The 22722-nt window shown below is 62.9% G+C and carries 21 protein-coding genes; 11 read left to right on the top strand and 10 right to left on the bottom strand.

The features are described from left to right. Positions 1–427 precede the first annotated feature (427 nt). The gene (locus NKJ17_RS24375) at positions 428–1282 is read right to left on the bottom strand and encodes an aldo/keto reductase (RefSeq protein ID WP_352690322.1); all 855 of its coding nucleotides are present in this window, start codon (positions 1280–1282) and stop codon (positions 428–430) included. Positions 1283–1511: 229 nt separating this feature from the next. On the opposite strand from NKJ17_RS24375, the gene NKJ17_RS24370 reads away from it, so the two are divergent. From NKJ17_RS24370 to NKJ17_RS24355, 4 genes are all read left to right on the top strand, one after another. Next, positions 1512–2147: an ankyrin repeat domain-containing protein gene (locus NKJ17_RS24370; protein WP_352690320.1), complete on the top strand. Its 636-nt coding sequence runs from the start codon at positions 1512–1514 to the stop codon at positions 2145–2147. Positions 2148–2291: 144 nt separating this feature from the next. Continuing rightward, a complete protein-coding gene (locus NKJ17_RS24365; RefSeq protein WP_254819404.1) occupies positions 2292–2681 on the top strand; it encodes an ArsR/SmtB family transcription factor in 390 nt (129 codons plus the stop codon). Continuing rightward, entirely contained in the window at positions 2678–3211 is a 534-nt protein-coding gene (locus NKJ17_RS24360; protein WP_352690319.1) for an SRPBCC family protein, read from the top strand. The genes NKJ17_RS24365 and NKJ17_RS24360 overlap by 4 nt, the downstream gene beginning before the upstream one ends. A gap of 93 nt (positions 3212–3304) precedes the next feature. Further along, entirely contained in the window at positions 3305–3880 is a 576-nt protein-coding gene (locus tag NKJ17_RS24355) for a dihydrofolate reductase family protein (RefSeq protein ID WP_352507160.1), read from the top strand. Between the two features lie 122 nt (positions 3881–4002). Here NKJ17_RS24355 and NKJ17_RS24350 read toward each other — a convergent pair whose 3' ends face one another. From NKJ17_RS24350 to NKJ17_RS24325, 6 genes are all read right to left on the bottom strand, one after another. Continuing rightward, a complete protein-coding gene (locus NKJ17_RS24350) occupies positions 4003–4803 on the bottom strand; it encodes a class I SAM-dependent methyltransferase (protein WP_352690317.1) in 801 nt (266 codons plus the stop codon). Between the two features lie 167 nt (positions 4804–4970). Beyond that, complete coding sequence (locus tag NKJ17_RS24345; RefSeq protein WP_352690315.1) at positions 4971–5882, bottom strand: DUF930 domain-containing protein; 912 nt, start codon at positions 5880–5882, stop codon at positions 4971–4973. A gap of 182 nt (positions 5883–6064) precedes the next feature. Next, positions 6065–6814, bottom strand: coding sequence for a glucose 1-dehydrogenase (locus NKJ17_RS24340; protein WP_254819721.1), 750 nt, complete (start codon positions 6812–6814; stop codon positions 6065–6067). Between the two features lie 48 nt (positions 6815–6862). Continuing rightward, on the bottom strand, positions 6863–7867 hold the full coding sequence (locus tag NKJ17_RS24335; RefSeq protein ID WP_254819720.1) for a sugar-binding protein: 1005 nt from the start codon (positions 7865–7867) through the stop codon (positions 6863–6865). Positions 7868–7920: 53 nt separating this feature from the next. Further along, positions 7921–9048, bottom strand: a complete 1128-nt coding sequence (locus NKJ17_RS24330) for an ABC transporter permease (protein WP_502896215.1) — start codon at positions 9046–9048, stop codon at positions 7921–7923. Beyond that, a complete protein-coding gene (locus NKJ17_RS24325; RefSeq protein WP_254819718.1) occupies positions 9038–9778 on the bottom strand; it encodes an ATP-binding cassette domain-containing protein in 741 nt (246 codons plus the stop codon). Before NKJ17_RS24325 ends, NKJ17_RS24330 begins: the two co-directional genes overlap by 11 nt. Positions 9779–10231: 453 nt before the next feature. Here NKJ17_RS24325 and NKJ17_RS24320 point away from each other — a divergent pair, with 453 nt between their 5' ends. Together NKJ17_RS24320 and NKJ17_RS24315 are read left to right on the top strand one after the other, a co-directional pair. After that, a complete protein-coding gene (locus NKJ17_RS24320; protein ID WP_502906567.1) occupies positions 10232–11668 on the top strand; it encodes a coiled-coil domain-containing protein in 1437 nt (478 codons plus the stop codon). 171 nt (positions 11669–11839) lie between these two features. Continuing rightward, on the top strand, positions 11840–13363 hold the full coding sequence (locus NKJ17_RS24315; RefSeq protein ID WP_502904021.1) for a serine hydrolase: 1524 nt from the start codon (positions 11840–11842) through the stop codon (positions 13361–13363). A 29-nt stretch (positions 13364–13392) separates the two neighbouring features. Here NKJ17_RS24315 and NKJ17_RS24310 read toward each other — a convergent pair whose 3' ends face one another. Then, complete coding sequence (locus NKJ17_RS24310) at positions 13393–14328, bottom strand: hypothetical protein (RefSeq protein ID WP_352507168.1); 936 nt, start codon at positions 14326–14328, stop codon at positions 13393–13395. A 264-nt stretch (positions 14329–14592) separates the two neighbouring features. On the opposite strand from NKJ17_RS24310, the gene NKJ17_RS24305 reads away from it, so the two are divergent. Beyond that, on the top strand, positions 14593–15033 hold the full coding sequence (locus NKJ17_RS24305; protein ID WP_352507169.1) for a lipid-binding SYLF domain-containing protein: 441 nt from the start codon (positions 14593–14595) through the stop codon (positions 15031–15033). 18 nt (positions 15034–15051) lie between these two features. Here NKJ17_RS24305 and NKJ17_RS24300 read toward each other — a convergent pair whose 3' ends face one another. Then, a complete protein-coding gene (locus tag NKJ17_RS24300) occupies positions 15052–15684 on the bottom strand; it encodes a TetR/AcrR family transcriptional regulator (RefSeq protein WP_352507170.1) in 633 nt (210 codons plus the stop codon). A 720-nt stretch (positions 15685–16404) separates the two neighbouring features. Between NKJ17_RS24300 and NKJ17_RS24295 the strand changes: the two genes are divergently transcribed. From NKJ17_RS24295 to NKJ17_RS24285, 3 genes are read left to right on the top strand one after another with little or no spacing between them, the layout of a single operon-like run. After that, entirely contained in the window at positions 16405–16890 is a 486-nt protein-coding gene (locus NKJ17_RS24295) for a (2Fe-2S)-binding protein (protein WP_352507171.1), read from the top strand. Further along, positions 16887–17870, top strand: a complete 984-nt coding sequence (locus tag NKJ17_RS24290) for an FAD binding domain-containing protein (RefSeq protein WP_352507172.1) — start codon at positions 16887–16889, stop codon at positions 17868–17870. The genes NKJ17_RS24295 and NKJ17_RS24290 overlap by 4 nt, the downstream gene beginning before the upstream one ends. Beyond that, a complete protein-coding gene (locus NKJ17_RS24285) occupies positions 17867–20188 on the top strand; it encodes a xanthine dehydrogenase family protein molybdopterin-binding subunit (protein WP_352507173.1) in 2322 nt (773 codons plus the stop codon). The genes NKJ17_RS24290 and NKJ17_RS24285 overlap by 4 nt, the downstream gene beginning before the upstream one ends. 247 nt (positions 20189–20435) lie before the next feature. Here NKJ17_RS24285 and NKJ17_RS24280 read toward each other — a convergent pair whose 3' ends face one another. Then, positions 20436–21446, bottom strand: a complete 1011-nt coding sequence (locus tag NKJ17_RS24280) for a zinc-dependent alcohol dehydrogenase family protein (RefSeq protein WP_352507833.1) — start codon at positions 21444–21446, stop codon at positions 20436–20438. A gap of 105 nt (positions 21447–21551) precedes the next feature. On the opposite strand from NKJ17_RS24280, the gene NKJ17_RS24275 reads away from it, so the two are divergent. Continuing rightward, the gene (locus tag NKJ17_RS24275; RefSeq protein WP_352507832.1) at positions 21552–22481 is read left to right on the top strand and encodes a LysR family transcriptional regulator; all 930 of its coding nucleotides are present in this window, start codon (positions 21552–21554) and stop codon (positions 22479–22481) included. The last annotated feature ends 241 nt before the right edge of the window (positions 22482–22722 follow it).

The raw sequence follows: 22722 nt of genomic DNA, 5'->3' as shown, positions 1-22722 counted from the left end.
CCTCGATCGCCAAAGAGCGTTGACAATGCCTCACACGCCATTGCCTCCACGACACCGCGCAAATGCCAAATCGATGCCCAAGGCCAGCACATTGGCATTGTGACTGGGCTCGCCGCTGCATCCTGAATGGGTGGCCAAAGCGCGAGTTCCGTGAGCGACGGATGGGCAGCAGAACCCTGGCAAGACCGGCGGGACAGCGCCCCCCTTGTAACTTGGAAACGACCACTTCTCTGTCCTGCCGGACATCTCCCCCACGAGGGGGGAGATTGGCTCTCATCTCGGCTTTTCGCTAGTCTCCAACGTTGCAAGAACGGCGCTCCCGTTGAAGCTGCCAATCTCCCCCGGGGGGAGATGCCAAGTGGTGCCAAAGAGGGCAGGACACAGGGGTCGCAAAGGAATGCCAACGCCGCGGTGATGCCCGCCTTCGTCAGAACAGGAACGCGGCGGTGGCGGGGTTCGGGCCGGTGCGGCCGTCGGGCGAATCCATGCCCCGGATGAGCTCGAGGTCCTTCGCTTCCAGCTCGAAATCGAAGACATCGAAATTGGCGGCGATCCGGTCCTGGTGGATCGATTTCGGGATGACGATCAGCCCTTCCTGAAGGTGCCACCTGATAATCACCTGCGCCACCGACTTGCCGTGTTTCCTGGCGATGCTTTCGAGCGTCGGATCGCTCAACAGCCGGCCGCTGCCCAGCGGGCTCCAGCTCTCGATGCGGATGTTGTGCCTGTCGTGGAATTCACGTTTGTCACGCTGCTGGAAGCGGGGGTGGAGCTCGATCTGGTTGACGGTCGGCGTGACGCCGGTCTCGCCGATGATCCGTTCGAGATGGTCCTGGTTGAAGTTCGAAACGCCGATCGACTTGATGCGGCCTGATTGCCTGAGTTCGATCAGCGTCTTCCAGGCCTCGACATATCTGTCCTGGCTGGGTACCGGCCAATGGATCAGGAACAGGTCGATCTGTTCGATGCCGAGCTTGCTCATCGTCCCGTCGAAGGCGCGCAAGGCGGCGTCGCGCTGATGCGCGCCGTTGCGCAGTTTCGAGGTGATGAACAACTCGCTTCTCGGCACGCCGGCCGAGCGGATTGCCTGCCCGACACCTTCCTCGTTCTGATAGCCTTCGGCGGTGTCGATCAGCCTGTAGCCGGCCTCGATTCCCCAGCGCACCACCTTGGCGGTGATGGCTGGATCGACCTGCCACACGCCGAGGCCGATTTGCGGAATGGCGGAGCCGTCGTTCAATCTGATTTGTTCAGGTCTATCCAGGGTAATCTGTTCAGCCATGTTCAGGTCCTTCTGCATCATTCCGCCCGGCGCACGCTCTATCTAGTCTGGATGGCCGCCAAAGCCAGTCGATATCATGAGAATGTGAGGAGACGGACGTGAAGCGCTGATCTTCCGCTTCGGGCCGACAGCTCTCTGTGACCCACGGAGTCCAGGGAACTCCATTCAGGACGATCCCGCTGTCGCGGATTCTGTGGTATTCTGTGGATTATCCGAGGAGGCGACTGCGTTGACCAACAGCTTGGAAGGCGAAGGAGCAAGAGACTGGTCGCCCCTGCTGGTCGCGGCAGAACAAGGCGATGCGGATGCGGTTCGATCGGAATTGGCGGCTGGCGCCGACATCAATCAGTCGGACGACGGCGGCTGGTCTGCACTTCACCTTTCAGCCCTCAATGACCGCACAGCGGTGGTCGAGGTGCTGATCGAAGACCCGGAAATCGATGTGAATGCCAGAAACAAGTGGAAGAGCACGCCCTTGAGCCTTGCGTCGGCCAAGGGACATTACGCGTGTATCTCAGGCCTCGTGAGACACCCCCAAATAGAGATCAACGCGCGAGCTGACTACTACGGTAGAACGGCTCTTATCGAGGCGGCGAAGAACGGGCATCTCGAAGTCGTCAAGTTGCTCGTGGAGAATGGCGCGGAAGTAAATCTGACCGACAAGACGGGGAGAAACAACGCGCTCATCGAGGCTATCAAAGGGCGGCACTACGAGATCGCGGAATACCTGCTGGATTCTGGGAAAGTGAGCTTTATCAACAAAGAAATAAGGCTAAACGCCCTGATCTGGGCTGGCAGCTGCCACAACCCTCAGCTTATCGAAAAGCTGGAAGCCGCGATCCACAGTTTCTTCAACGGCAAATAAGGGGCCTCGCCCTTACTGTCGCGGGCCGTCCGTATCTCCCGTCACGTCGATGCGCTCGATGGCGCAAACGGCCCTGCGGCGCTTCACATAATTTATTCAACCAAACGGTTGACTATCTCAAAGCGTGCGTCTATATTCAACTACATGGTTGAATTACAAACACCTCAGATGGATGCGGTCTTTCACGCCCTTGGCGACGCCACGCGCCGGCACATGCTTCGCGATCTCGCCGATGGCGAGAAAACCGTAAGCCAGCTGGCGGAGCCCTTCGCGATGTCGCTCGCGGCCGCCTCCAAGCACATCAAGACGCTGGAGAACGCAGGGCTTATTCGTCGAGAGGTGAGGGGCCGCACGCATCTGTGCCGACTAGCCCCCGGACCGCTGGCCAGCGCCCATCAGTGGCTCAGCTTTTACGAGCGCTTCTGGACAGGTCGTCTCGACGTCCTCGAACGTCTTCTTCGCGAAGAGGACGCACGCAAAGCCCAGGATGAGCCCAGGAAATCGCCCAATCCGAAAGAAGGAGACGAGCAATGAACCAGATGAGAAGCATCGACGCCTATGGCGCGCTAAGCGAGCCCGCCACGTTCACCATCCAGCGCCTTTTGCCCGGACCCATCGAGCGTGTCTGGGCCTATCTCACCGAGAGTGACCTGCGCCGGCAGTGGATGGCAGCGGGGCAGATGGAAATGAAGGCGGGCAGCTCGTTCGAATTGGTCTGGCGTAACGACGAGCTGACCGACCCGCCTGGCGAACGCCCCGCGAGCTTTCCCGAAGAGCATCGGATGGGCGGCCGGATCACCGAACTCGATCCGCCGCGCAAGCTTTCCATCACCTGGGGAAATACCGGCGGCGTCTCCTTCTTGCTGGAGGCGAAGGGTAGCGATGTGCTGCTCACCGTTGTCCATCGCCGCCTGCCGGAACGTGCAATCCAGCTCAACATCACGGCCGGCTGGCACATGCATCTCGACCTGCTGGCCGCCCGCCTGGCTGGCAAGACGCCGACCTCGTTCTGGGACGGCTGGAGCCGCCTGCGGGAAGAATACGACCGCCGCCTGCCGGCCTGATGTAATTCGCGGCGTCCATCCCTGAGGTCGCCGCCAGCAACACGAAGCAACGATGAAACGTGCTTGCATCCCGCAAGCCTGATGGAGGAAGTCATGCGCAAATTGATCGCTGGAATGAAAATCTCCGTCGACGGCAAGATGGAGGGGCCCGAGGGTTACGCCGATTGGGTCGACGCGTGGTCGGACGAATATGGCCTGACGCCGCAAATCGACGCCTGCCTGCTTGGCAGCGTCATGTATGCCGGCTACGAGCGTTACTGGAGCGCCATCCAGAACGAGCCCGACAAGCCCCTGCCGATGACCGGCAAATTGCCGAAGCCGGCCGAGCTCGAATGGGCCCGATTCGCCGCGCAGACCCCGCATTATGTGCTGTCGAACACAATGACTTCGGCCGCCTGGCCAAAGACGCGCTTCGTGCGGAATTTCGAGGATATCGCTGCGCTGAAACAGAAGCCCGGCAAAGACATCTACCTTATGGGCGGCGCCCGAATTACCGCGAGCCTTATCGATGCCGGGCTGGTCGATGAGCTCAGGCTGATCGTCTATCCGCTGCTCGCCGGTGAAGGAAAGGCGCTGTTTGGGACGGCGAAAAATCGTCGTGGGCTCGAACTGCGCAAAGTGGAGCAGCTTTCGGACGGCCGCGTCAGGCTGGTCTACGGGATCGGCTAACGCAGCCACCCTTGGCGGATCTAGCGGGGCCGAAGCGGAGGCCGTCCCGTCAACAGCGGGACAAGCCGGCGCGAGGAGAGCGATGCTTCCTATGCGAAGAATGCATCCCGGCTGCCGGCCGGTCAGGCAACGATACCGCGGCAGGCCCACGCGACATTCGCAAAGGATCTCGGGCCGTCGGGCCGGCCGGCCTCGTAGGCGTCGCGCATGGCGGCGTCGACGCGCGCCCGCTCTTCTGGATCGAGCGTGGCCACATACTTGCCGAGCGGCCCTTCGCCGGCGGCTATCGGCGCCCAGTAATCGCCGAAGTTTTGATAGTCCATGCGGATCATCAGCTCGGTCTCCGTAACGTCGCGGAGACCCTGCTCGACAAAGGTCCGTTTCATTTCACCCGGCTGCATCATCGGCTGCGTGCAATAGCGGGCGCGTAGCTGGCGTCCGCCTTCGCTGAGCACCGCCACCGTGTCGATCATCATGCGCATCCCCGGCATGCCGCCGAGATGGTCCCATACCGTCGCCGCGACCACGCCGCCCGGCCGCACGACGCGGCGCATCTCGGCGACTGCCTTGCCGGCTTCGGGCACGAAATGGAGCACGAGCAGGGCCAGGGCACGGTCGAACGCGCCGTCCTCAAAGGGCAGGGCGCAGGCATCCGCCTGACGGATTTTTGTCCGCGGATCGGAGTTGCGCCGGATTGCCTCCTCGACAAAAACGGCTGAAAAGTCGATCGCGGCGACCTCATGGAGGTCAGCGGCCTTGACGAGCGCGAAGGTCAGGCTGCCGGTGCCGCAACCGACGTCGAGGATCTTTTCGCCGTCTTTAAGGCCCGCAAAGTCGATGAACAGCGGCGCGAGCCTTTGGCTCCAGCGGCCCATGAGCTGCTCATAGCCGGCAGCATGGTGAACATTGAAACTTGAAGTCATCGAACCCTCCCTTAGCATAAGCTAAACCTCGAAACAGCGATTGCCAAGGCGGGCGAGCATTCGTCCCACGTTGAGGCGGCTGCTGGCGAAAGCCACCTCGACGCGTGCCGGGGCGCGAAGACTTCGCCGGCGTCGTGGATTTGATGCGGCCGGCGAGCCGACCTCGATCAGTCTGGGCCACCTATTTGGCGGGCAGTCCGCGGCGCTGGCACTGGATCTCCAACACGGAAGGCGAAGGACACGACTTTCGTTGCGTCCGGATCGACCTCACAACGAAAGCTCAGGGCGTACCACTGCCCGCTGGCACGGAACTCGGTCCTGGAGACTTGCATGACATTGCCGTCCCTCAACCTGTAGGTACGCAAGACGTCGGGAAAATAGGGGGGCGACGCGTGGCGCAACTGTTCGCGCAGTTCCCAGAAGCAGAGCTGACCGATCCGCTCGGCGCGCGGCACGTTTCTCATGGCGGTTGTCGCGATTGGATCATCGGTTGCCGTTTGCGAGAACAATCTTTTCGCTACTTCAAGCTTCAACGGCTTTTGCACTTTGGCGACATCCGCAGACTTGGGCTTCGGCGGCTGTGATGCGCCAGGCGGCGGAGCCTGGTCTTTCCCCTCGACCGCTGCCACGGCAGGTGGCTGTGCAATATCCTGGTTATTGGGGTCTTGTGGCGCTGGCGGTTGTTCCGAATCATCCTCCGCACTGTTGCCGTCCAGAGACTTGCGCGGACCGGCGTCCTTCTCACCGAATTGGAAGACAGGTCTCTGCGCGGCGACCTCACGGCTCGCCGTCGGCTCGACCTTTGCTTCCGGCGGCTTTTCCGGCTTGGGCGGTTCAGCGGGAGACGGGGGTTTGGTTTTTTCCGGCGGTTTAGGCGGCGGCACGATATCCACCGCAATGGCCTGCTCCTTCCCTGGCTGCGACAGCGTTGCCGGCAGTCCGAACAACAAAAACGCGACGATGAGCAGATGCAGGGCAATCGAAGTGGGCAAGGCCCACCCGAATACCCGGCGCTGATCCCGTATGTCGTTTCTCATCGTGGCCGGTGTGTGGAATGAAATATTGGCGGCATCAAGCATCGATGCCGCCAGACGTCGAATAACCCGTTGCGAATCGAAAGTCGGCGGCTGCAATACGGCGCGCCATCCAATCGTGTGGCGTCTGCGTCCGCGCAGGGGACCGGGCCAGCAGCGCATGCAGCAAGTCGTCATTTCAGGCGGCTAGCAGGCACGCCCTGTCGGCACGGTGTCGCCGGTTGAAATCACAGGGAAACCGATAGCCCGCCGTCAACGGCCAGCACGTGCCCGTTGACGTAAGCGGCAGCGTCGGAGGCGAGAAACACCACCGCTCCGCCGAGTTCCTCAGGCTGGGCCCAGCGGCCCGCGGGGGTTCGTGCCTCGACCCATTTGGTGAAGGCCTCGTCGTGCATAAGTGCGGTGTTGAGCTCGGTGGCGAAATAGCCTGGGGCGATCGCGTTGACGGTGATGCCGTGGCGGCCCAGCTCAGCGGCAGTGGAGCGTGTCAGCCCGTGCAGCCCCGCCTTTGCCGCCACATAGGCGTGAATGGTGGGACGGCCAAGGATCGCTGCGACCGATCCGGTGTTTATTATGCGCCCGAACTTGTTTGGCAGCATCAGGCGCACCGCGTCGCGCATCATGCGGAAGCAAGCCGACAGATTGACGGCAACCACGTGGTTGAAATCCTCGTCCTGCCATTCGACCAGCGGTTTACGATGCTGGATGCCGGCGTTGTTGACCAGAATGTCGAGGCGCCCGTGGCGTTCGACGATTCCTTCGAGCGACGCCCTTGAGATCGCCGCGTCGGTGACATCGAACGGCAGGGCTTCTGCACCGATCCTGTCCGCCGCGGCGGAAAGGGCGGCCACGTCGCGGGCGTTGACGACCACCGTCGCGCCGTTCTCCGCAAGTGCCTTGGCCATGGCAAAACCAAGACCACGCGAGGCACCCGTGACCAATGCGACACGGCCCTTGAGCGAGAACAATTCCGGCATTGAGATCCCCTATGGAAAAGGGCGGGAGTTTCCTCCCGCCCAAAAGCACTATTTGGCGACGCAGGTGTCGGCTGTCTCCGGAGTGCAGACATCGAGGCCCGTGTAGGTCGGGTCGGCCGGCGGAGCCTTGCCGTCCTTCATGTCCTTCAGCGCCATCATCGTCTTGTAGCCCATCTCGAACGGCCGCTGGCCGACCTGGCCAAGCGAGAAACCTTCCTTCATCTGGTCGATCTGTACCGGAAGCGTGTCGGCGACGACAAGGGCCAGGGCCTTCGAGGCGATCTTGTCCTTGTACGGTGCGACGGCGGCGCGGTTGGCATCAGGGATGAACTGCGGGAAGCCACCGGTTGGGACAAACGCGTCGAGGTTCGGGTTTTTCGCCATGATATCCTCGAACTGTTGCACCGAAAGCGGGAAATCATCGTTGGTGTAGAGCGGACAGCCTTCAATTTCGGTCCAGCCGTTCTGGCCTGTCAGCCGATCTCCGGGCGAGGCCGCCGATTTGGTGCCCGAAAGCGTATCGCGAATGCCCTGCATGCGCTCGTTGTGGTTGGCCGCCGCGGCGCCGCCGGACTGGATGCAGATCGTGCCGCCTTTGGGCTTGATCTGCATGACAAGCTTGGCGAGGTTCACGCCGATCTCGTAATTGTGGGTGCCTATGTAGGCAACGCGCAGATCCTTGTTTTCGGGCAGGAGATCGGAGTCCCAGGTGAGAACCGGGATACCGGCCTCCTTGGCGGCCTGCAGCGCAACCGCCATCGCCGCGGCGTTCGAAGGCGACACGGCGATGCCGTCCACCTTCTTGGCCACGAGGTCCTGCACGATCTGCACCTGCTCGTCGCCGCCGCCATGTTCGCCGGGACCGATATACATGCACTCCACAGCGCCATTGGATTCGGCCTCGGCCTTCTTGCAGCCGTCGCGTGCCTGGTCGAAGAAAGGATTGTTCATGTTCTTCGGCACCAGGGCGAAGGTGTATTTCGCCTGGGCGCCGGAAACGGCGAGCACCATTGCGCCAAGCGCGACGGCGGCCGTGAGCAGATGTTTTTTCATGTGACGTTCTCCTCCTTGGTGTGATGTCCCGCAAGCCTCCCGCCGGCGGGTTTCTAGCGGCGTTTTTTGGGCATCAAGACTGCCAGCGACGCGGCGAGAATCGATTTGCCGCCGGTTTGCATGCCCAAGAGAACCGCAAGAACGATGAAGGCGCCGACGAAGGCACCCTGCCAGTTTGAATCGATGCCGGCCATCAGCAGCGCGTTCCTGATCACCTCGAGGAAGGCGGAACCGATGATCGCACCGAAGGCCGTGCCGGCGCCGCCCATGAGGCTGGCGCCGCCAATGACTGTCGCGGCGATAACGCGCAGCTCATAGCCTTGGCCCATGGCATTGATGGCCGAGCCGTTATAGCCGAGGAGCAGGAGCGAGGCGAGCGCGGCGGTGAAAGCCGAGAAGACATAGGCCTGGAATTTGATCCAGTTGACCGGAACGCCGGTGAGCCGTGCCGCCTCCTCATTGCCGCCGATGGCGAAGAGATGCCGGGCCCAGGCAGTGAAGTTAAACACGAAGCCGACAATCAGGGCCAGGATCACCATGGTCCAGAATTGTGACGACAGTTCTGGTATCCAATGCGGTGCCCAGTCCTCCAGACCATGCCGCGGCCATTTCCACTGACCGATTGCCTTCACGATCGGGGCATCGGGCCCGAACTGGTAGAGCATCTGGTTGGCCGAGAATACGACCGCCAGCGAGCGCGCGACGGACAGCATGCCGAGGGTGACCACAAAGGACGGCATCCCGACATAGGCGACAAAGAATCCATTGACCGCGCCACAGGCCAGACCGGAGAAAAGGCCCATGGCGAAGGCGACGTACCAGGGATAGTGCCAGGTGAGGAACAGGCCGGCGACGATGACCACGAGACCCATGACGGAGCCGACCGACAGATCTATACCGCCGGTGATGATGACGATCGTCATGCCAAGTGCCATGATGCCGAAAGGTGCGAAATTGCGCGTCACATTGGCGACGTTTTCAGAGGTGCCGAAGCTCGGCTCCATCGCAGTCATCAACATGACGAGCGCGATGAGCGCGATCGTCACCCAGAAGGGCTGACTTGAAATCACACGTTGGAGAACTGTTTTTTCCTTGGTCGGAACGAAATCCGACATGACCGGCCGGCCATGTTCTTCGACTGAGCCCTGAACGCCAACTGACTCCTGAACACTATTCGCCACGGATGGCCCCCGTTATCAGTCCAGTGATTTCCTCGGGCGACGTTTTGTCGGCTGGCTTGTCGGCAACTTTCGAGCCCCGCCTGAGGACGATAATACGATCTGCCACGGCGAACACGTCAGGCATTCGGTGACTGATCAGCATGACGCCGACTCCTTGTGCTTTGAGGCGTCGGATCAGTTCGAGTACTTCCGCCACCTGGCGCACTGAGATGGCGGCCGTTGGTTCGTCCATCAGCACCAGCTTGGCATTTGAAAGCCGGGTCCGCGCGATGGCGACCGCCTGGCGCTGCCCACCCGACATCTTTCTGACGAGGTCGCGCGGCCGGGTTTCCGATTTGAGTTCCTTGAACAGCGCTGCCGAGCGATCGATCATCGCCTGCTTGTCAAGAATCCTGATCGGCCAGAAGCCTTTCTTGATCTCGCGCCCCAGAAAGACGTTCTGCGCGGCCGTCAAGTTATCGGCGAGCGCCAGGTCCTGATAAACAACTTCGATCCCTTTGGCGCGGGCCTGCACAGGCTGGTGGAAGTGGCACACCTCGCCCTCGACTACAATTTCGCCGTCGCTCGGAGGAAAATTCCCGGCCACCGTCTTGACTATCGTCGATTTGCCGGCGCCGTTATCCCCCATGAGACCAACGACTTCGCCTCGCTCCACCTGGAAGCTGACGTCCGTCAGGGCCTGGATAGCCCCGAAATTCTTGGAGACGTGGCGAACCTCAAGCACCGGCATCGCGGTCCTCCCGGGACAACATTTTGTCGGTCTTGTCCCTGGTCTATTCACAGCAGCTAATCAGCGAAACGTATTCAACACAATCATTTATTAGGTCAGGCCTCTCGGCAGTGACACGCGTCGTCTTAGGCCGTGACCTTGTAGCTGCTGCAGAACACCGAGGCGCTCGGCCGGTCCTTAAGACAATTACCAGGCGATTCTCAGGTTTGCGCCGCTTGATATTCGTTTCGGGTGAAATGAGTGGCATTTTGCGAGCGGTGCCAACGCCTCGGGTATGGAGCGCCGCAGAACACGGCTTTACGTCATTCAAACACACGAGGACAGTGGCCAAGCCTGTCCCTAGCCTGCGTCGGCCAGAGCGCACGTCAGGAGATGACCCCCGTATTCGGGGAGGCGAGGTCAAGTGTTGAAAGTCCGCTCCTTAACGGCGCTGCACGAGAGGGATATTCGGTCATGAATTTCAAAGGTTTGATCAAGCGTGCCGAGACTGTGGAGAGAGCGTTCAAGGAGCTCGAAACCGATTTGGCGGATGCGTTTAGCGAATGTCTCAACGTGGACGATCAGCCGCCGCTGAACGACGTCACTGTGCCGGATGATGAGACGGTATCGGATGAGAATCTCGGGGCAACGGATGACAGCTCGCAGATCGAGGCCAATGCGGACGCCTTCGAGACCGCACGACGGCTGTCCCCCCATACGCAAACCCGGCTGGCTGCCTTAAGCGCGGTCGATGGGCTCTTTCACGACGCGCAGGAGTATCTGGGGGAGATCAATGCGAAACTGTCGGAGATGGCGACCTCGCATCATCTGACGGGCGAATTTCTAAAACTGCTCCACGGCGACATTCTTCGCGCCAACGAATTGGAGCTGGCAAATACCGGCCTGACCGCGCAGCAAAGGGTGCTGTCCGAACAGCTCCACGATGCAACCAGAAAGCAGCGCGAGCGCGACAGCGCTATCGAGGCCCTGCAGCAGCACGAGGCGAGCCTGGTCGAGGACAAGGAAGCACTTCGCGGCGCGCTGGCTGCGGCAAGGCTGGAACTCGTCGTGGCAGGCAATGCGAGCGCAAAACGCGAGGCCGAGTTCGGCGAGCTTGTCAAAACACTCTCGGCCAGAGCCGTCGAGGCCAACAGACGCTCGCGCGAGAACGAAATGCTGCGGGAGAAACATGTCAGCCTGTCGATCGACCTCGACAAGGCGCTGAAACGGGAGGCCGAGGCCCGGCACAGGCTGGACGAACTCTCGACTGTCCATGCCAATGATGCCGCGCAGCTTTCGGAACTGCTGGCCGCGCTTGGCAAGAGCGAGAAAGAGGAGATGCGGCTGCAGAAATCGCTCGATATGGCGCAGGCGAAGCTATCGGAAATAACGGAAGCAGCCCGCCTCAGGGACGGTGACAGGGAAGCCGAGCTTGCACGCAGTGTCGCGGAGATGACCGGCCTGCGTTCTGAAATCGAGGACCTTCGATCGCGGCTGGAGGCCGCCTCCAACCAGAACAGCGAAGCCGCCAGCGAGATCGCCATGCTCAAGGCCCAGGCGAGCGACGCGGTGGCCGAAAGGCAAATTGTCGAGCAAAAATTGTCTGCTCTCATGAAAGAGAGCGAAAACGACAAGATGAACCTTTCCGCAATCAGCGCAAATTTTTCGCAGCTTTCTCTGCAACAGGCATCCGAACAGATACAGTTCGACGTCCAGAGGCAGGAATGCGAGGATCTGCGAGCCGAAGTCGCGTCGCTTCAAGCCCGAGTCAAGGAACTGTTGCCCTATGAGCGGCTCCACAAGGTCACCAACGCCAGACCGCGTGAAGACGGCGTGGTCGAGATCACCGCCGCGGCGGCGGAGAAGGCCCGCGCCGGCAGGCGGCGCCTCCGCCTTCGCGCTGCATCCTAGCTCAGGCGCGGCTGTCTGAATTTCGACTGGTGTGAAGCGGACATCCGTCAATGGATGGCGGGTCGAGCGTGAGGCTGGCCTTCCCTGCGTCGGCCTGCAATAGTGCACGCCGGTGAAGCGGAGGGGCTGAGCATGCGGCGGTTCACAAACCGGAATCACCTCCGGTGGAGGATGTTGGCCTTCATCGCAATCATGGTGCTTTTGCCGAACGCGGCGTCGGCCGATACCATCCCACCCGACAGGATCGCCGCAGCTCTGTCGAAGCTCGAATTGCTTGCCGAAGGCGTCGTCGCGGATGGTAGCGTGCCCGGTCTGGCCATCGGCGTCGTGCACGGCGACGAGGTGATCTTCCTCAAGGGGTTCGGGCATCGCGAAGCCGGAAAACCGGAGATCGTCGATGCCGACACGGTCTTCCAGATTGCCTCGCTCTCCAAGCCGGTCTCCGCCACCGTCGTGGCGGCGCTGGTCAGCGACGGGATCGCTTCGTGGGATTCCAAGATCGCCGACCTCGATCCGGCTTTCCGGCTCGCTCAGCCCTATCCGACCAGCGAACTCACGGTCCGCGACCTGTTTGCGCACCGCAGCGGGCTTCCCGGCACCGCCGGCGACGACCTCGAGGACATCGGCTATGACCGCGCGGAGATCCTGCGCCGCCTGCGGTTCGTGTCGCCGTCATCGAGCTTTCGTGCGGGCTATTCCTACAGCAATTTCGGACTGACCGAGGGGGCCGTCGCGGCCGCGAAGCCGACAGGCAAATCATGGGAAGAGGTCGCCGAAGAGAAGCTCTACCGTCCGCTTGGAATGGTCTCGACCAGCTCCCGTCATTCGGACTTCATCAAGCAAGCCAACCGCGCCGAGCTCCACGCCAAAATCGATGGCGCGTGGACCGCCAAGGTCCAGCGCTATCCGGATGCGCAGGCGCCAGCAGGCGGCGTCAGTTCCACCGCACGCGACCTCTCGCAATGGATGCGCCTTGTGCTCGGCAACGGGGCCTACGCCGGCAAGAGACTCATTGCCGCCGATGCGCTGGACCAGACACATATTCCCTTGATGGTTCGTGGCAAGAACCCCGTGTCCGGAGGCGAGGCCTTCTACGGCCTCGGTTGGAATGTCGAATTCGGCCGGCACGGACCGATCTGGGGTCATGCGGGCGCCTTCAGCGCCGGCGCCCGCAGTCTGGTGATGCTCTTTCCCGAGGAGAAGCTTGGCATCGTCGTCATCGCCAACGCCTTTCCGACAGGCGTGCCGGAGGGACTGTCCGACAGCTTCGCCGATCTCGTCTTCGACGGAACGCTGGGAAAGGACAAGGTAAAGGCTTGGAATGATATCTATGCAGGCATGTTCGGCCCGGTGATTGCGGCGGCCAAGGCTACCTATGCCGCGCCGCCCTCTCCAGCAAGTCCGGCGGCGCCGGCCAGCGCCTATGCGGGCCGTTACTTCAACGACTTCATCGGCGATGCTATTGTGTCAGGCGAAGGAGACGCTCTTGTCCTCAAGGTCGGGCCTGCCGGTGCGCGGTCCTATCCACTGAAGCATTTCAACCGCGACCTCTTCGTGACCTTCCCCGATGCCGAGATGCCGGACAGGCCTTCGGCCGTCAGCTTTGCCCTCGGCCCCGACGGCAAGGCGTCGGCCATGACCGTCGAATTTCTCGACGACAATCGTCTCGGCACGCTGCAACGCGTGGGGGATTAGCCGCCGCCGGGCGGGCGATGCTTGCCGGTTCAGGATGCCGGGCCGAACTGGAGCAATTTGAAGCAATCGCCGCTTCCCGACTTCAACTGCGTCAGGAAGCCTTTTGACCGATCGATCCATTCCTGGTGCGACCTGGCATCGGCTTCGATCTCATTGGCCGGTGCAAGCTTGACGAAGTCGCGCCCCTTGCTGAAAAGCCAGCACGCGCGGCCGAGAAACCGCCTGCTGCGCTGGCGCAGGAGGTCGGCATCATAAAACACGTCGAGCACCTCCTGCTTGATCTTCCGCTCCTTTTCGGGATTGGCGATCGCAACCTCGATAGGCTCGCCGCCGATCGCATCCTGCAGGTCCTTGTAATCAAGGGCCATCTGGGTGGTGGCATATTTGATGTCGCTCTCGTCCCGGACGACGTTGAACCATAGCGTTGGGTTGAGCTCGTTGACGACGAACGATGCTTCGAAATCGCGCGACAGATTCAGGATATCGAACCCCTGAACATCGACGTCGCGCTCGACCAGAAGGATCTGGGAAACCTGCTTGGCGAGCGCCGTTCCGTGGGCGCTGACAGCGGCGTTGTCACCGCCGTGTTCCGGACTGACATAAGCACCACCATCATCCAGCAGCGCGTCGAATTCGCCGAGGGCCTCCACGACAGCGCTGCCGCGGGCAACACGTGCCGCCAGTTTGGCGAGAACCTGCTGGAGCTCCGCTTCGCGTTTGCGCTGGTCCTGATAATTCTGCTGGAAAAAGAAGATGAACAGGGACACGCCAATCCCGATCATGATCACGCCCAGCTGCGAAAAGATGTTGCGATAATATTCCAGCAGCTTTTCACGATGGCGTACGTCGTCGCGCACGCTGTGCGCCACGCGAAGATTGACGATCAGCGAAAGGACCAGCAGCCCGGCACCGACCAGGATAAGGCCGCCGATCAGGAGGTAGCCATGCCGTGAGTTGAAATCCATTCCTTTGCCGCGCTCCCGAAACCCCAGGACAGCGCAGACTAATACCATTCCGCCTCAACACCTACGATCATCCCCACCATCAGTCATGTTCTTACAGCCAGGACTACGCTCGCCATCCGCCTCGTTTCGTAGCGGTCTTCTCGCAGCCGGATTCAGGCCGCGTGCTTGGAACCAATGACGGGCGAGACTGTTCAGCTATGACTTTGATACGGCGCCGACGTGCCCGGCCGGCTGGGCATGCGGCGATCTTGAGGAGTTCTCATCATGAAGATTTCGTCCAGATTTCGTTCAGTCGCGGTTGCCGTCATAACTGCGGCGGCAGTTAGCTTTGCCAGCGTCGCACATGCCGACAGCGGTACGATCCGCTTCGCCATCTACAAGGCGGCCTTCTTCATCGGCGGCGCCGGAGGCGAGGGCACACTGACCTTCCATGGTCGCCGGTATCCCATCTCGGTCGGCGGCATCTCGGGCGGCCTCGCCTTCGGTGCCTCCAAGACCTATTTCAAAGGTACCGTGCGCCACATACGGCGCGCCCGGGATGTGACGGGGGTTTACGGCGCAGCGGGCGGTGGCGGCGCGCTCGGCAAAGGAGCCCAGGTGATCGTCATGACCAATGACAAGGGTGCCCAACTCGAACTCACGGGCAGGCAGGTAGGCCTGCAAGTCAATGCCGATCTCAGCGGTATGAGCATCTCGCTGAAATAAGGACAGTCACTGCATTCGTTATTCCTTGGATGGGCGGGATTTGGCCGCTCCAAACCGCAGCCCATCCATCAGCAGCGACACCAATCGGCGCGAGCGGTCGCGCCAGTCCTTGGTGTCCGGGGCCGAATAGATGCCGCCCAGCGCATGCAGCACGTCGGAGGCATCGACGTCGCTGCGGATCGAGCCGTCGGCGACCGCGGCATCGATCAGCCGCCGCAAGGCGAGCGTCACCCTGCCCGAAACGTCGGAGAACAGGGTGGAGTTGGTCGTGAGCAGGATGCGCAGGCTTGTCGACAGCCCGCGCTTGGTGGCGATGTAGTCGACGAAGCGCTGCATCCATTGTTCGAGCGCCATATCGGGCGAATGATCGTGGGCGAGTTCGTCGGCCGCCTGGCACAGCCCTTCCACTTCGCGCCGATAAACCACCTCGACCAGATGCTCGCGGGTTGGGAAATGCCGGTAGAGCGTGCCGATGCCGACGCCGGCCTGGCGCGCAATCTCCTCCAGCGAGGCGTCGACGCCATGCGCGGCAAAGGCCTTTGCCGCGACCTCGACCAGCGCGTCGCGGTTGCGCTGCGCGTCGGCGCGCAGCGGTTTTGCAACGGCGGTTTCGGTTTTGTCTCCAGGTATGACGGGCGGCTCCGCGGCCAATTTCTTCTCCAGTGCTGATCCGAAGCATACCCGGATAGGCAGGCCCCGTTTCAAGAACGCAGACTCTTCCACCTTCGTTACGTCTCCGACAAATATAATCGCAAGTAACTATAATCACAGGATCGAGTTTGGGCCGGCGTTCCGGCAGGCGAGGCATCTTGCCCGCCTCCGGTGCACGGCGGGTGACGACGGAGGATATTTCCTCGCGGCCGGCACTCCTCATCTGTTCGGCCGATGCCGTGGGGCAAAAATGAGCCCACGTTGAGCGCGATCCCCTCAGGATCATTGGACTGTCCTGCCCCTACAGACAGTCCAGAGAGCACCACCGGCTTGGGCCGGTGGTGCTTTTTTGTCTCCCGGCATGACGGCTGGCTGCCCGCCCCCAATTTTCTCCAATTTCGATCAATTTCGATCCGGGGCTTGAACAGGGCGGAGCAGGCCCCTAGTTAATAAACGGAGGCGCCTCCGATTTGTGGAGCGCCTTTATCATGTAATCACGGGATCATGTAATCACGGGATCGGGTATGTCACGTCTTTCAACCTCGCAAACCGCGGCCCTCCCGGAGGTCGCATCAAGCCAAGCGGACCCCCGCTGCCCTGCCGGGCATCTCCCCCGCAAGGGGGGAGATTAGCTCACCTAGCCATAACCTGATCTTGCCGCTCGCTGGCCGGGCGCCAGATCATCCCCTCTCGCGTCAAGCAACTGGAGCCAGACGCCCCATGACAAGCAAAACCCGAACTCCGATCCAACTTCAAATCAACGGACATCGACATGAGCTCGAGGCAGAGCCGCGTGTTACCCTGCTCGACGCCTTGCGCGATCATCTCGGCCTGACCGGCACCAAGAAGGGCTGCGACCAAGGCCAGTGCGGCGCCTGCACCGTCCATATCGACGGCCAGCGCGTGCTGGCCTGCCTGACTCTTGCCGCGCAGGCCGAAGGACGTGCCATCACCACCATCGAAGGGCTTGCCGGGGAGGATGGCGCGCTACATGCGGTGCAGGCCGCCTTCCTCGAACAGGATGCCTTCCAGTGCGGCTATTGCACGCCGGGCCAGATCATGTCGGCGGTCGCCTGCATTCGCGAAGGCCATGCCGGCTCCGATGAGGAGATCCGCGAATACATGGCCGGCAATCTCTGCCGCTGCGGCGCATATCCGCATATCGTCGCCGCCGTGCGCCAGGCAGCCGTGGAGGCCACATCATGAGGGACTTTTCGTATCTCCGTGCCGGCTCGGTCGACGCAGCGCGTGAGGCAGCAGCACTGCCCGGCGCCATGCTGCTCGCCGGCGGCACGACGCTTGTCGATCTCGCCAAATGCGGCGTTGCCGAACCCGAGATCGTGGTCGACATCACCCATCTCACCGGACTGGACACGATCGTGATCGATGACCGGGGCGCCACGGTCGGGGCGCTGGCCGGGATGAGCACCGTGGCCGACCATGCCGGTATCAAGAGCCGGTTTCCTGCCGTTTCGGAGGCGCTGTGGCAGGCGGCATCGGCGCAGCTGCGCAACATGGCGACGATCGGCGGCAATTTGATGCAGCGTACACGCTGCCCCTATTTCCGCGATCCGTCGAATTTCCCCGCCTGCAACAAGCGCTCGCCCGGCAGCGGCTGCTCGGCGATCGGCGGCGTCACCCGCGGCCATGCCGTGCTCGGCACCAGCGAGGCCTGCATCGCCACCTATCCCGGCGACCTGGCGGTTGCACTCGTCGCTTTCGACGCAATCGTCCATCTCGGTGACCGCCAAATCGCCGTCGATAATTTTTTTCTGCTGCCGGGCAGCACGCCCGACAACGAACATGCGATCGAGCCGGGCGAGGTGATCACCGCGATCGGCATTCCCGCTTCGGCCGCCGCCCGCCGCTCGACCTATCTGAAAGTCCGCGACCGGCAATCCTATGAATTTGCCGCCGCAAGTGCCGCCGTCGGTGTCGAATTCGAGGCGGACGGCCGCACGATCCGCGACCTGCGCGTGGCGCTTGGCGGCGTCGCCACAAAACCGTGGCGGGCGCGTGCCGTGGAAGAGGCGCTGAAAGGCAAAGTGCTCGAGCCGGAGGTCGTCAGGCAAGCCAGCCTGCTCGCCGTCGAGGGCGCCGTCGACCATGGCGCCAACCACTACAAGATCCAACTGGCGCCGCGCGTCGTCGCCCGCGCCATCCTAAAAATGGGAGAAACGGCATGACCGTTCACGAGTTGAGAGCAAGACCCGGCGATGCCAAACACGGCGACGCTTCGGACGGTGCCGTCCTCGCCGATCAGGTCGGCGGCCGGCTGTCTCGCGTCGACGGCCCGGCCAAGATCACCGGTGCCGCCAAATATGCCGTCGAGCAGCGGCTCGACGGGCTTACCCATGCGGTGCTGGTCGAGAGCACCATTGCCGCCGGCCGGGTGCATTCGATCGACACGGCCGCTGCCGAAGCGTCGCCCGGCGTGCTGCTGGTGCTGACGCCTGACAATATCCTGCCGCTGAGAACCGCAACGGATTGGCTGGGCACGCCGCCGCCGGATGTCGCCTATTGCCCGCTGGCGCGCGACATCACCTTCAGCGGCCAGCATGTCGGGGCAGTCATCGCTGAGAGCTTCGAACAGGCGGTCGCGGCCGCGGCGCTGGTCAAGATCGCCTATGACGAGACGCCGGCGATCGTCGACCTCAGCGATCCGAAGGCCGGCGACGGCATCCCGGTCGACGCCATGACCAAGGAATGGGGCGAGGCGGAGACAGCGTTCGCCTCGGCTCCGGTCAGGATCTGCAACGCTTACAACACGCCGCGCGAATACCAGGCGCCGATGGAGCCGCATGGCCTGATCGCAAAGTGGCAGGGCGACCAGCTGACGGTCTGGGAGCCGAGTCAATGGGTCGACGGCATGGCGCGGACCTATGCCGAATGGTTTGGCGTGCCGTTCGAGAATGTGCGCCTTGTCTCGCCCTATATTGGCGGCGGCTTCGGGTCCAAGGCGTTCGCCTATGGCTACGGCGCGGTGGCGGCAGCGGCCGCGAAAATGCTGGGACGGCCGGTGAAGCTGGCGGTCACCAGGCCGCAGACCTTCACCGCCTATGGCGGACGGGCGGCGACGCGCCAGACGGTAGCGCTCGGCGCCGATCGCGACGGCAAAATCCAGTCGATCGTGCATCGCGGCGTCAACGAGACCTCTGTCGACGGCATGTGGGTCGAGCCGCTCGGCTCGGTCACCTCGGTCATGTACGCGACGCCGAATTTCTCGTCGCGGCAGAACGTCGTGCGGGTCAACACGGTGGTGCCGGGGGCATTGCGCGCGCCGGGCGAGAACCCGAGCGCCTTCGGCATCGAAAGCGCCATTGACGAGCTCGCTTACGAGGCCGGCATCGATCCGCTGGAAATCCGGCTCAGGAACTATGCCGAGCAGGACCCGCATGCCAAGAAGCCGTGGTCGACACGGCAGCTGCGTGAGGCCTTCGCCGCCGGCGCCGAAGCCTTTGGCTGGTCGAAGCGGAACCCCCGGCCGCGTTCGATGCGCGACGGCAACCAGCTGATCGGCTGGGGTGTCGCCGCCGGCACCTATCCGGTGCGGCGCGCCTATGGCGAGGCCATGGTGCGCATCCTGGCCGACGGCTCGGTCGAGGTCGAAAGCTCATCGATCGACATGGGGCAAGGCACCTACACGATCCTGGCGCAGACCGCCGCCGAGGTGGTGGGCGTGCCGGCGGAAAACGTCGTCGTCAAGCTTGGCGATTCCCGCTATGCGCGAGCCGGCGTCACCGGCGGTTCGCGGCTGGCCGGGGTGATGACCGGCGCCGTCCACAAGGCGACGAGTGCCGCGCTCGACCAACTGATCGGGCTCGCCATCAGCGATCCGGCTTCGCCGTTCCATGCGCTGCAGGCCAACACGCTCGTCGTCGCCAATGGCCGCATCGCTTCACCGCGCGGCAACGGCCCTGAAGTTTCCATCGCCGAACTGCTCAGGAGCGTCGGGCGCGAGCATATCGAGGCGAAGGGCGACACCATGCCGGCCAATTCGACGGTCGAGGACCGCTACAAGAACTACACCACCATAGCCATGGCGCTGCCACACACCGAGGGCGACTATTCCCGCTACAGCTGGTGCGCGCATTTCATCGAAGTGCGCGTCGACGAGGACTTTGGCACGGTTCGTGTGTCGCGTGTGGTGTCGGCGCTGGATTCGGGCCGGCTCTACAACCCCAAGCTCGCCGAAAGCCAGTGGAAGGGCGGTATCATCATGGGCATCGGCCAGGCGCTGCTCGAGGAAGGCATCGTCGACCGCCGGCATGGGCGCATCGTCAACAACAATCTCGCCGACTATCTCATCGCCACGAATGCCGACATTCCCGATATCGAGGTGATCTCGGTCGGCATTCCCGATCCGCACTCCTCGGTGCTTGGCGGCAAGGGGGTCGGCGAACTGGGCATTGTCGGCGTGGCGCCGGCGACCGCCAACGCGGTGTTCCACGCCACCGGGAAAAGGGTGCGGGACCTGCCGATCACGCTGGAGAAGCTGATTTAGGGGCAGACGGCGAAGGTGCCGATCTTCCCCCCTTAAGGGTCCCTTAAGGGGGAGATGGCCGGCAGGGCAGAGGGGGGCGCTGTCGCGGCGTCCTCTGCCATCGCAGTTCACACAACTGCCCAAATTTCTCAGCTCATCATAGGTCGACCGGAATGCCGGCGATCCTTCGCGCCCCCCTCTGTCCTGCCGGACATCTCCCCCACGAGGGAGGAGATCGGCAGCTTCAGCGACGGCGCCTTCTCCAGGCTCACCACGACAGGCTGAACGCAAGCTTGCCGAAATGGCGGCCGCCAGCTGCCATATGGGCGTAGGCCTCGGTCGCCTGGTGCTGGCTGTAGACCGTGTCGATGACCGGATCGATATGGGCGGCGCCGATGGCGCGCGCCGCGTCGCGCAGGTCGGATACCGAACCGGTGTTGTTGCCCACCACCTTGAGTGCCTTGATGATGATAGGCAGCAGGTTCGTGGTGGCCTCGGCGCCGGTGACGAAGCCGATGGCGAACACCGTGCCGCCAGGCGCCGCGGCATTGATGGAGCGGGCGAAGGTGGCCGAGCCGCCGGTTTCGACGATCAGATCGGCACCGAGGCCGTCGGTCAACTCGAGCACCTTGGCGTCCCAGTCCGGCGTCTGACGATAATTGATGAGGTGATCAGCACCCAAAGCCTTGGCGCGGGCCAGCTTTTCGTCCGACGACGAGGTGATGATGACCGTCGCGCCGGCTGCCTTGGCCAGCTGCAGAGTCAGGATCGAGACACCGCCAGTACCGAGCAGGACGACGACCGACCCCGGCCCGGCATCGGCGGCGCGAAGCGCATTCCACGCGGTGGTGCCGGCGATCGGCAGCGTCGCTGCCGCTTCGAAGGAAAGATGCGCCGGCATCGGTACGACGGCATTGGCCGGCAGCGCGACATACTCGGCGAGCGAGCCGGGCAGCGTCAGGCCGCGCATCTCTCTGGTCTCGTAAGGCCGAGGACGGCCGCCGATCCAGCGCGGTTTTGCGTGGGCGATGACGCGGTCGTCGATGGCGACCCTCGACACGCCCTCGCCGATGCCGACGATCTCGCCGGCGCCGTCGACGACGGGAATGAGCGGAAAGCTCGGACCTGGATAGTTGCCGCTCGCTACCGCGACATCGACAAAATTGAGGCTTGCGGCGCGCAGGCGGATCAGCACTTCGCCGCGCTGCGGTTCAGGCGTGGGAACGGTGGCCGCGCGAAACGCGTCCAGTCTCGGGGCAGTCAGTTCGATCACTTTCATGTCTCACTCCGGTTGATGGCCGATTGACGGGCCGGGATTGAGTGAAACTAGCTGCTGCGCTATTGGTATATAATCCTTGGCTTTTACATTTGAGCTCTGCGCCTGATGCAGCAATCGTACGAACCGGCGGTATTGGCCGAAATGGCCGCCTTCGCGGCAATCGCCGAAGCACGCTCGTTTACCAAGGCGGCGGCTCGCATCGGCCGCGACGCGACGATCCTGTCGCGGCGCCTTGCCTCGCTGGAAGAGCGGTTGGGCGTGCGCCTGCTGCACCGGACGACGCGAAGCGTGTCGCTGACCGAGGCGGGTTCGGAATTTCTCGTCCGCGTCCGCGCCATCCTGGCCGCGGTCGACGAAGCCGAGGCTGCCGCGTCGGCGCATGCCGGCGGGGGGCCGCGCGGCGTGCTGCGGCTGGCGCTGCCCGGCTCGTTCGGGCGCATGTGGATCGCCCCGCTGCTGCCGCAGTTTCTCGCCGAATTTCCCGACGTTCGTATCGAGGCCGAGTTCTCCAACCGCTTCGCCGATCTCGTCGCCGAGAATTTCGATGTCGCCGTGCGTCTCGGCGCACTGGAGGATTCGCGGCTGGTGGCGCGCAAGGTCGCGACACGGCGACGGCTGCTGTGCGCCGCACCATCCTACCTCGCCCGCCGGGGCACGCCGACCGAACCTGAAGCGCTGTTGGAGCACAGCTGTCTCGGCTTCTCAGGCTTCCAGACTTTTCCGGCCTGGGAGATGACCGACAGTTCGGGCCGGCGCGTCAGTATCGAGGTTTCCGGCCCGCTGGTCACCGATGATGCCGAGGTGCTGGTCGAAGCCGCCGTGCAAGGCGTCGGGCTGATGATGAGCACGGATTGGCTGGTCGGACGCGAGCTCGCTGACGGCCGGCTGGTGCCAGTGCTGGAGGACTGGACGCTTGCCGATGAGGGCGCCGTCTATGTCGTCATGCCTTCGGCCAAGGGGCAAGCCGCCAAGACACGTGCCTTCGCCGACTGGATCAGCAAACGCTTTGCGCCGGTCCCGCCGTGGCGGAGGTGAGGGTGCTGATCTACCCCCTTAAGGAGGAGATGTCGCCGAGGGCGACAGAGGGTCGCGGCGCGTGGAGCGTCAGCGCCGTCTCTCGTGGAGGAAGGCGTCGGCGATCTATGTGAGCGACGACCCCCTGTGGCCGCTTCGCGGCCATCTCCCCTCGAGGGGCAGGGCTATCGCATATGAGTGATGGCATTGATGAGATAGTCGTCGTTCCAGGCGCATTTCTTGATGCGATGGCTGATGGGGA

This window comes from Mesorhizobium sp. M0208 (genome assembly GCF_040322015.1).
GTDB lineage: Bacteria > Pseudomonadota > Alphaproteobacteria > Rhizobiales > Rhizobiaceae > Mesorhizobium.
Note: the sequence above shows the minus strand (reverse complement) of the source record. Positions and strands in the feature narration are given on the sequence as shown.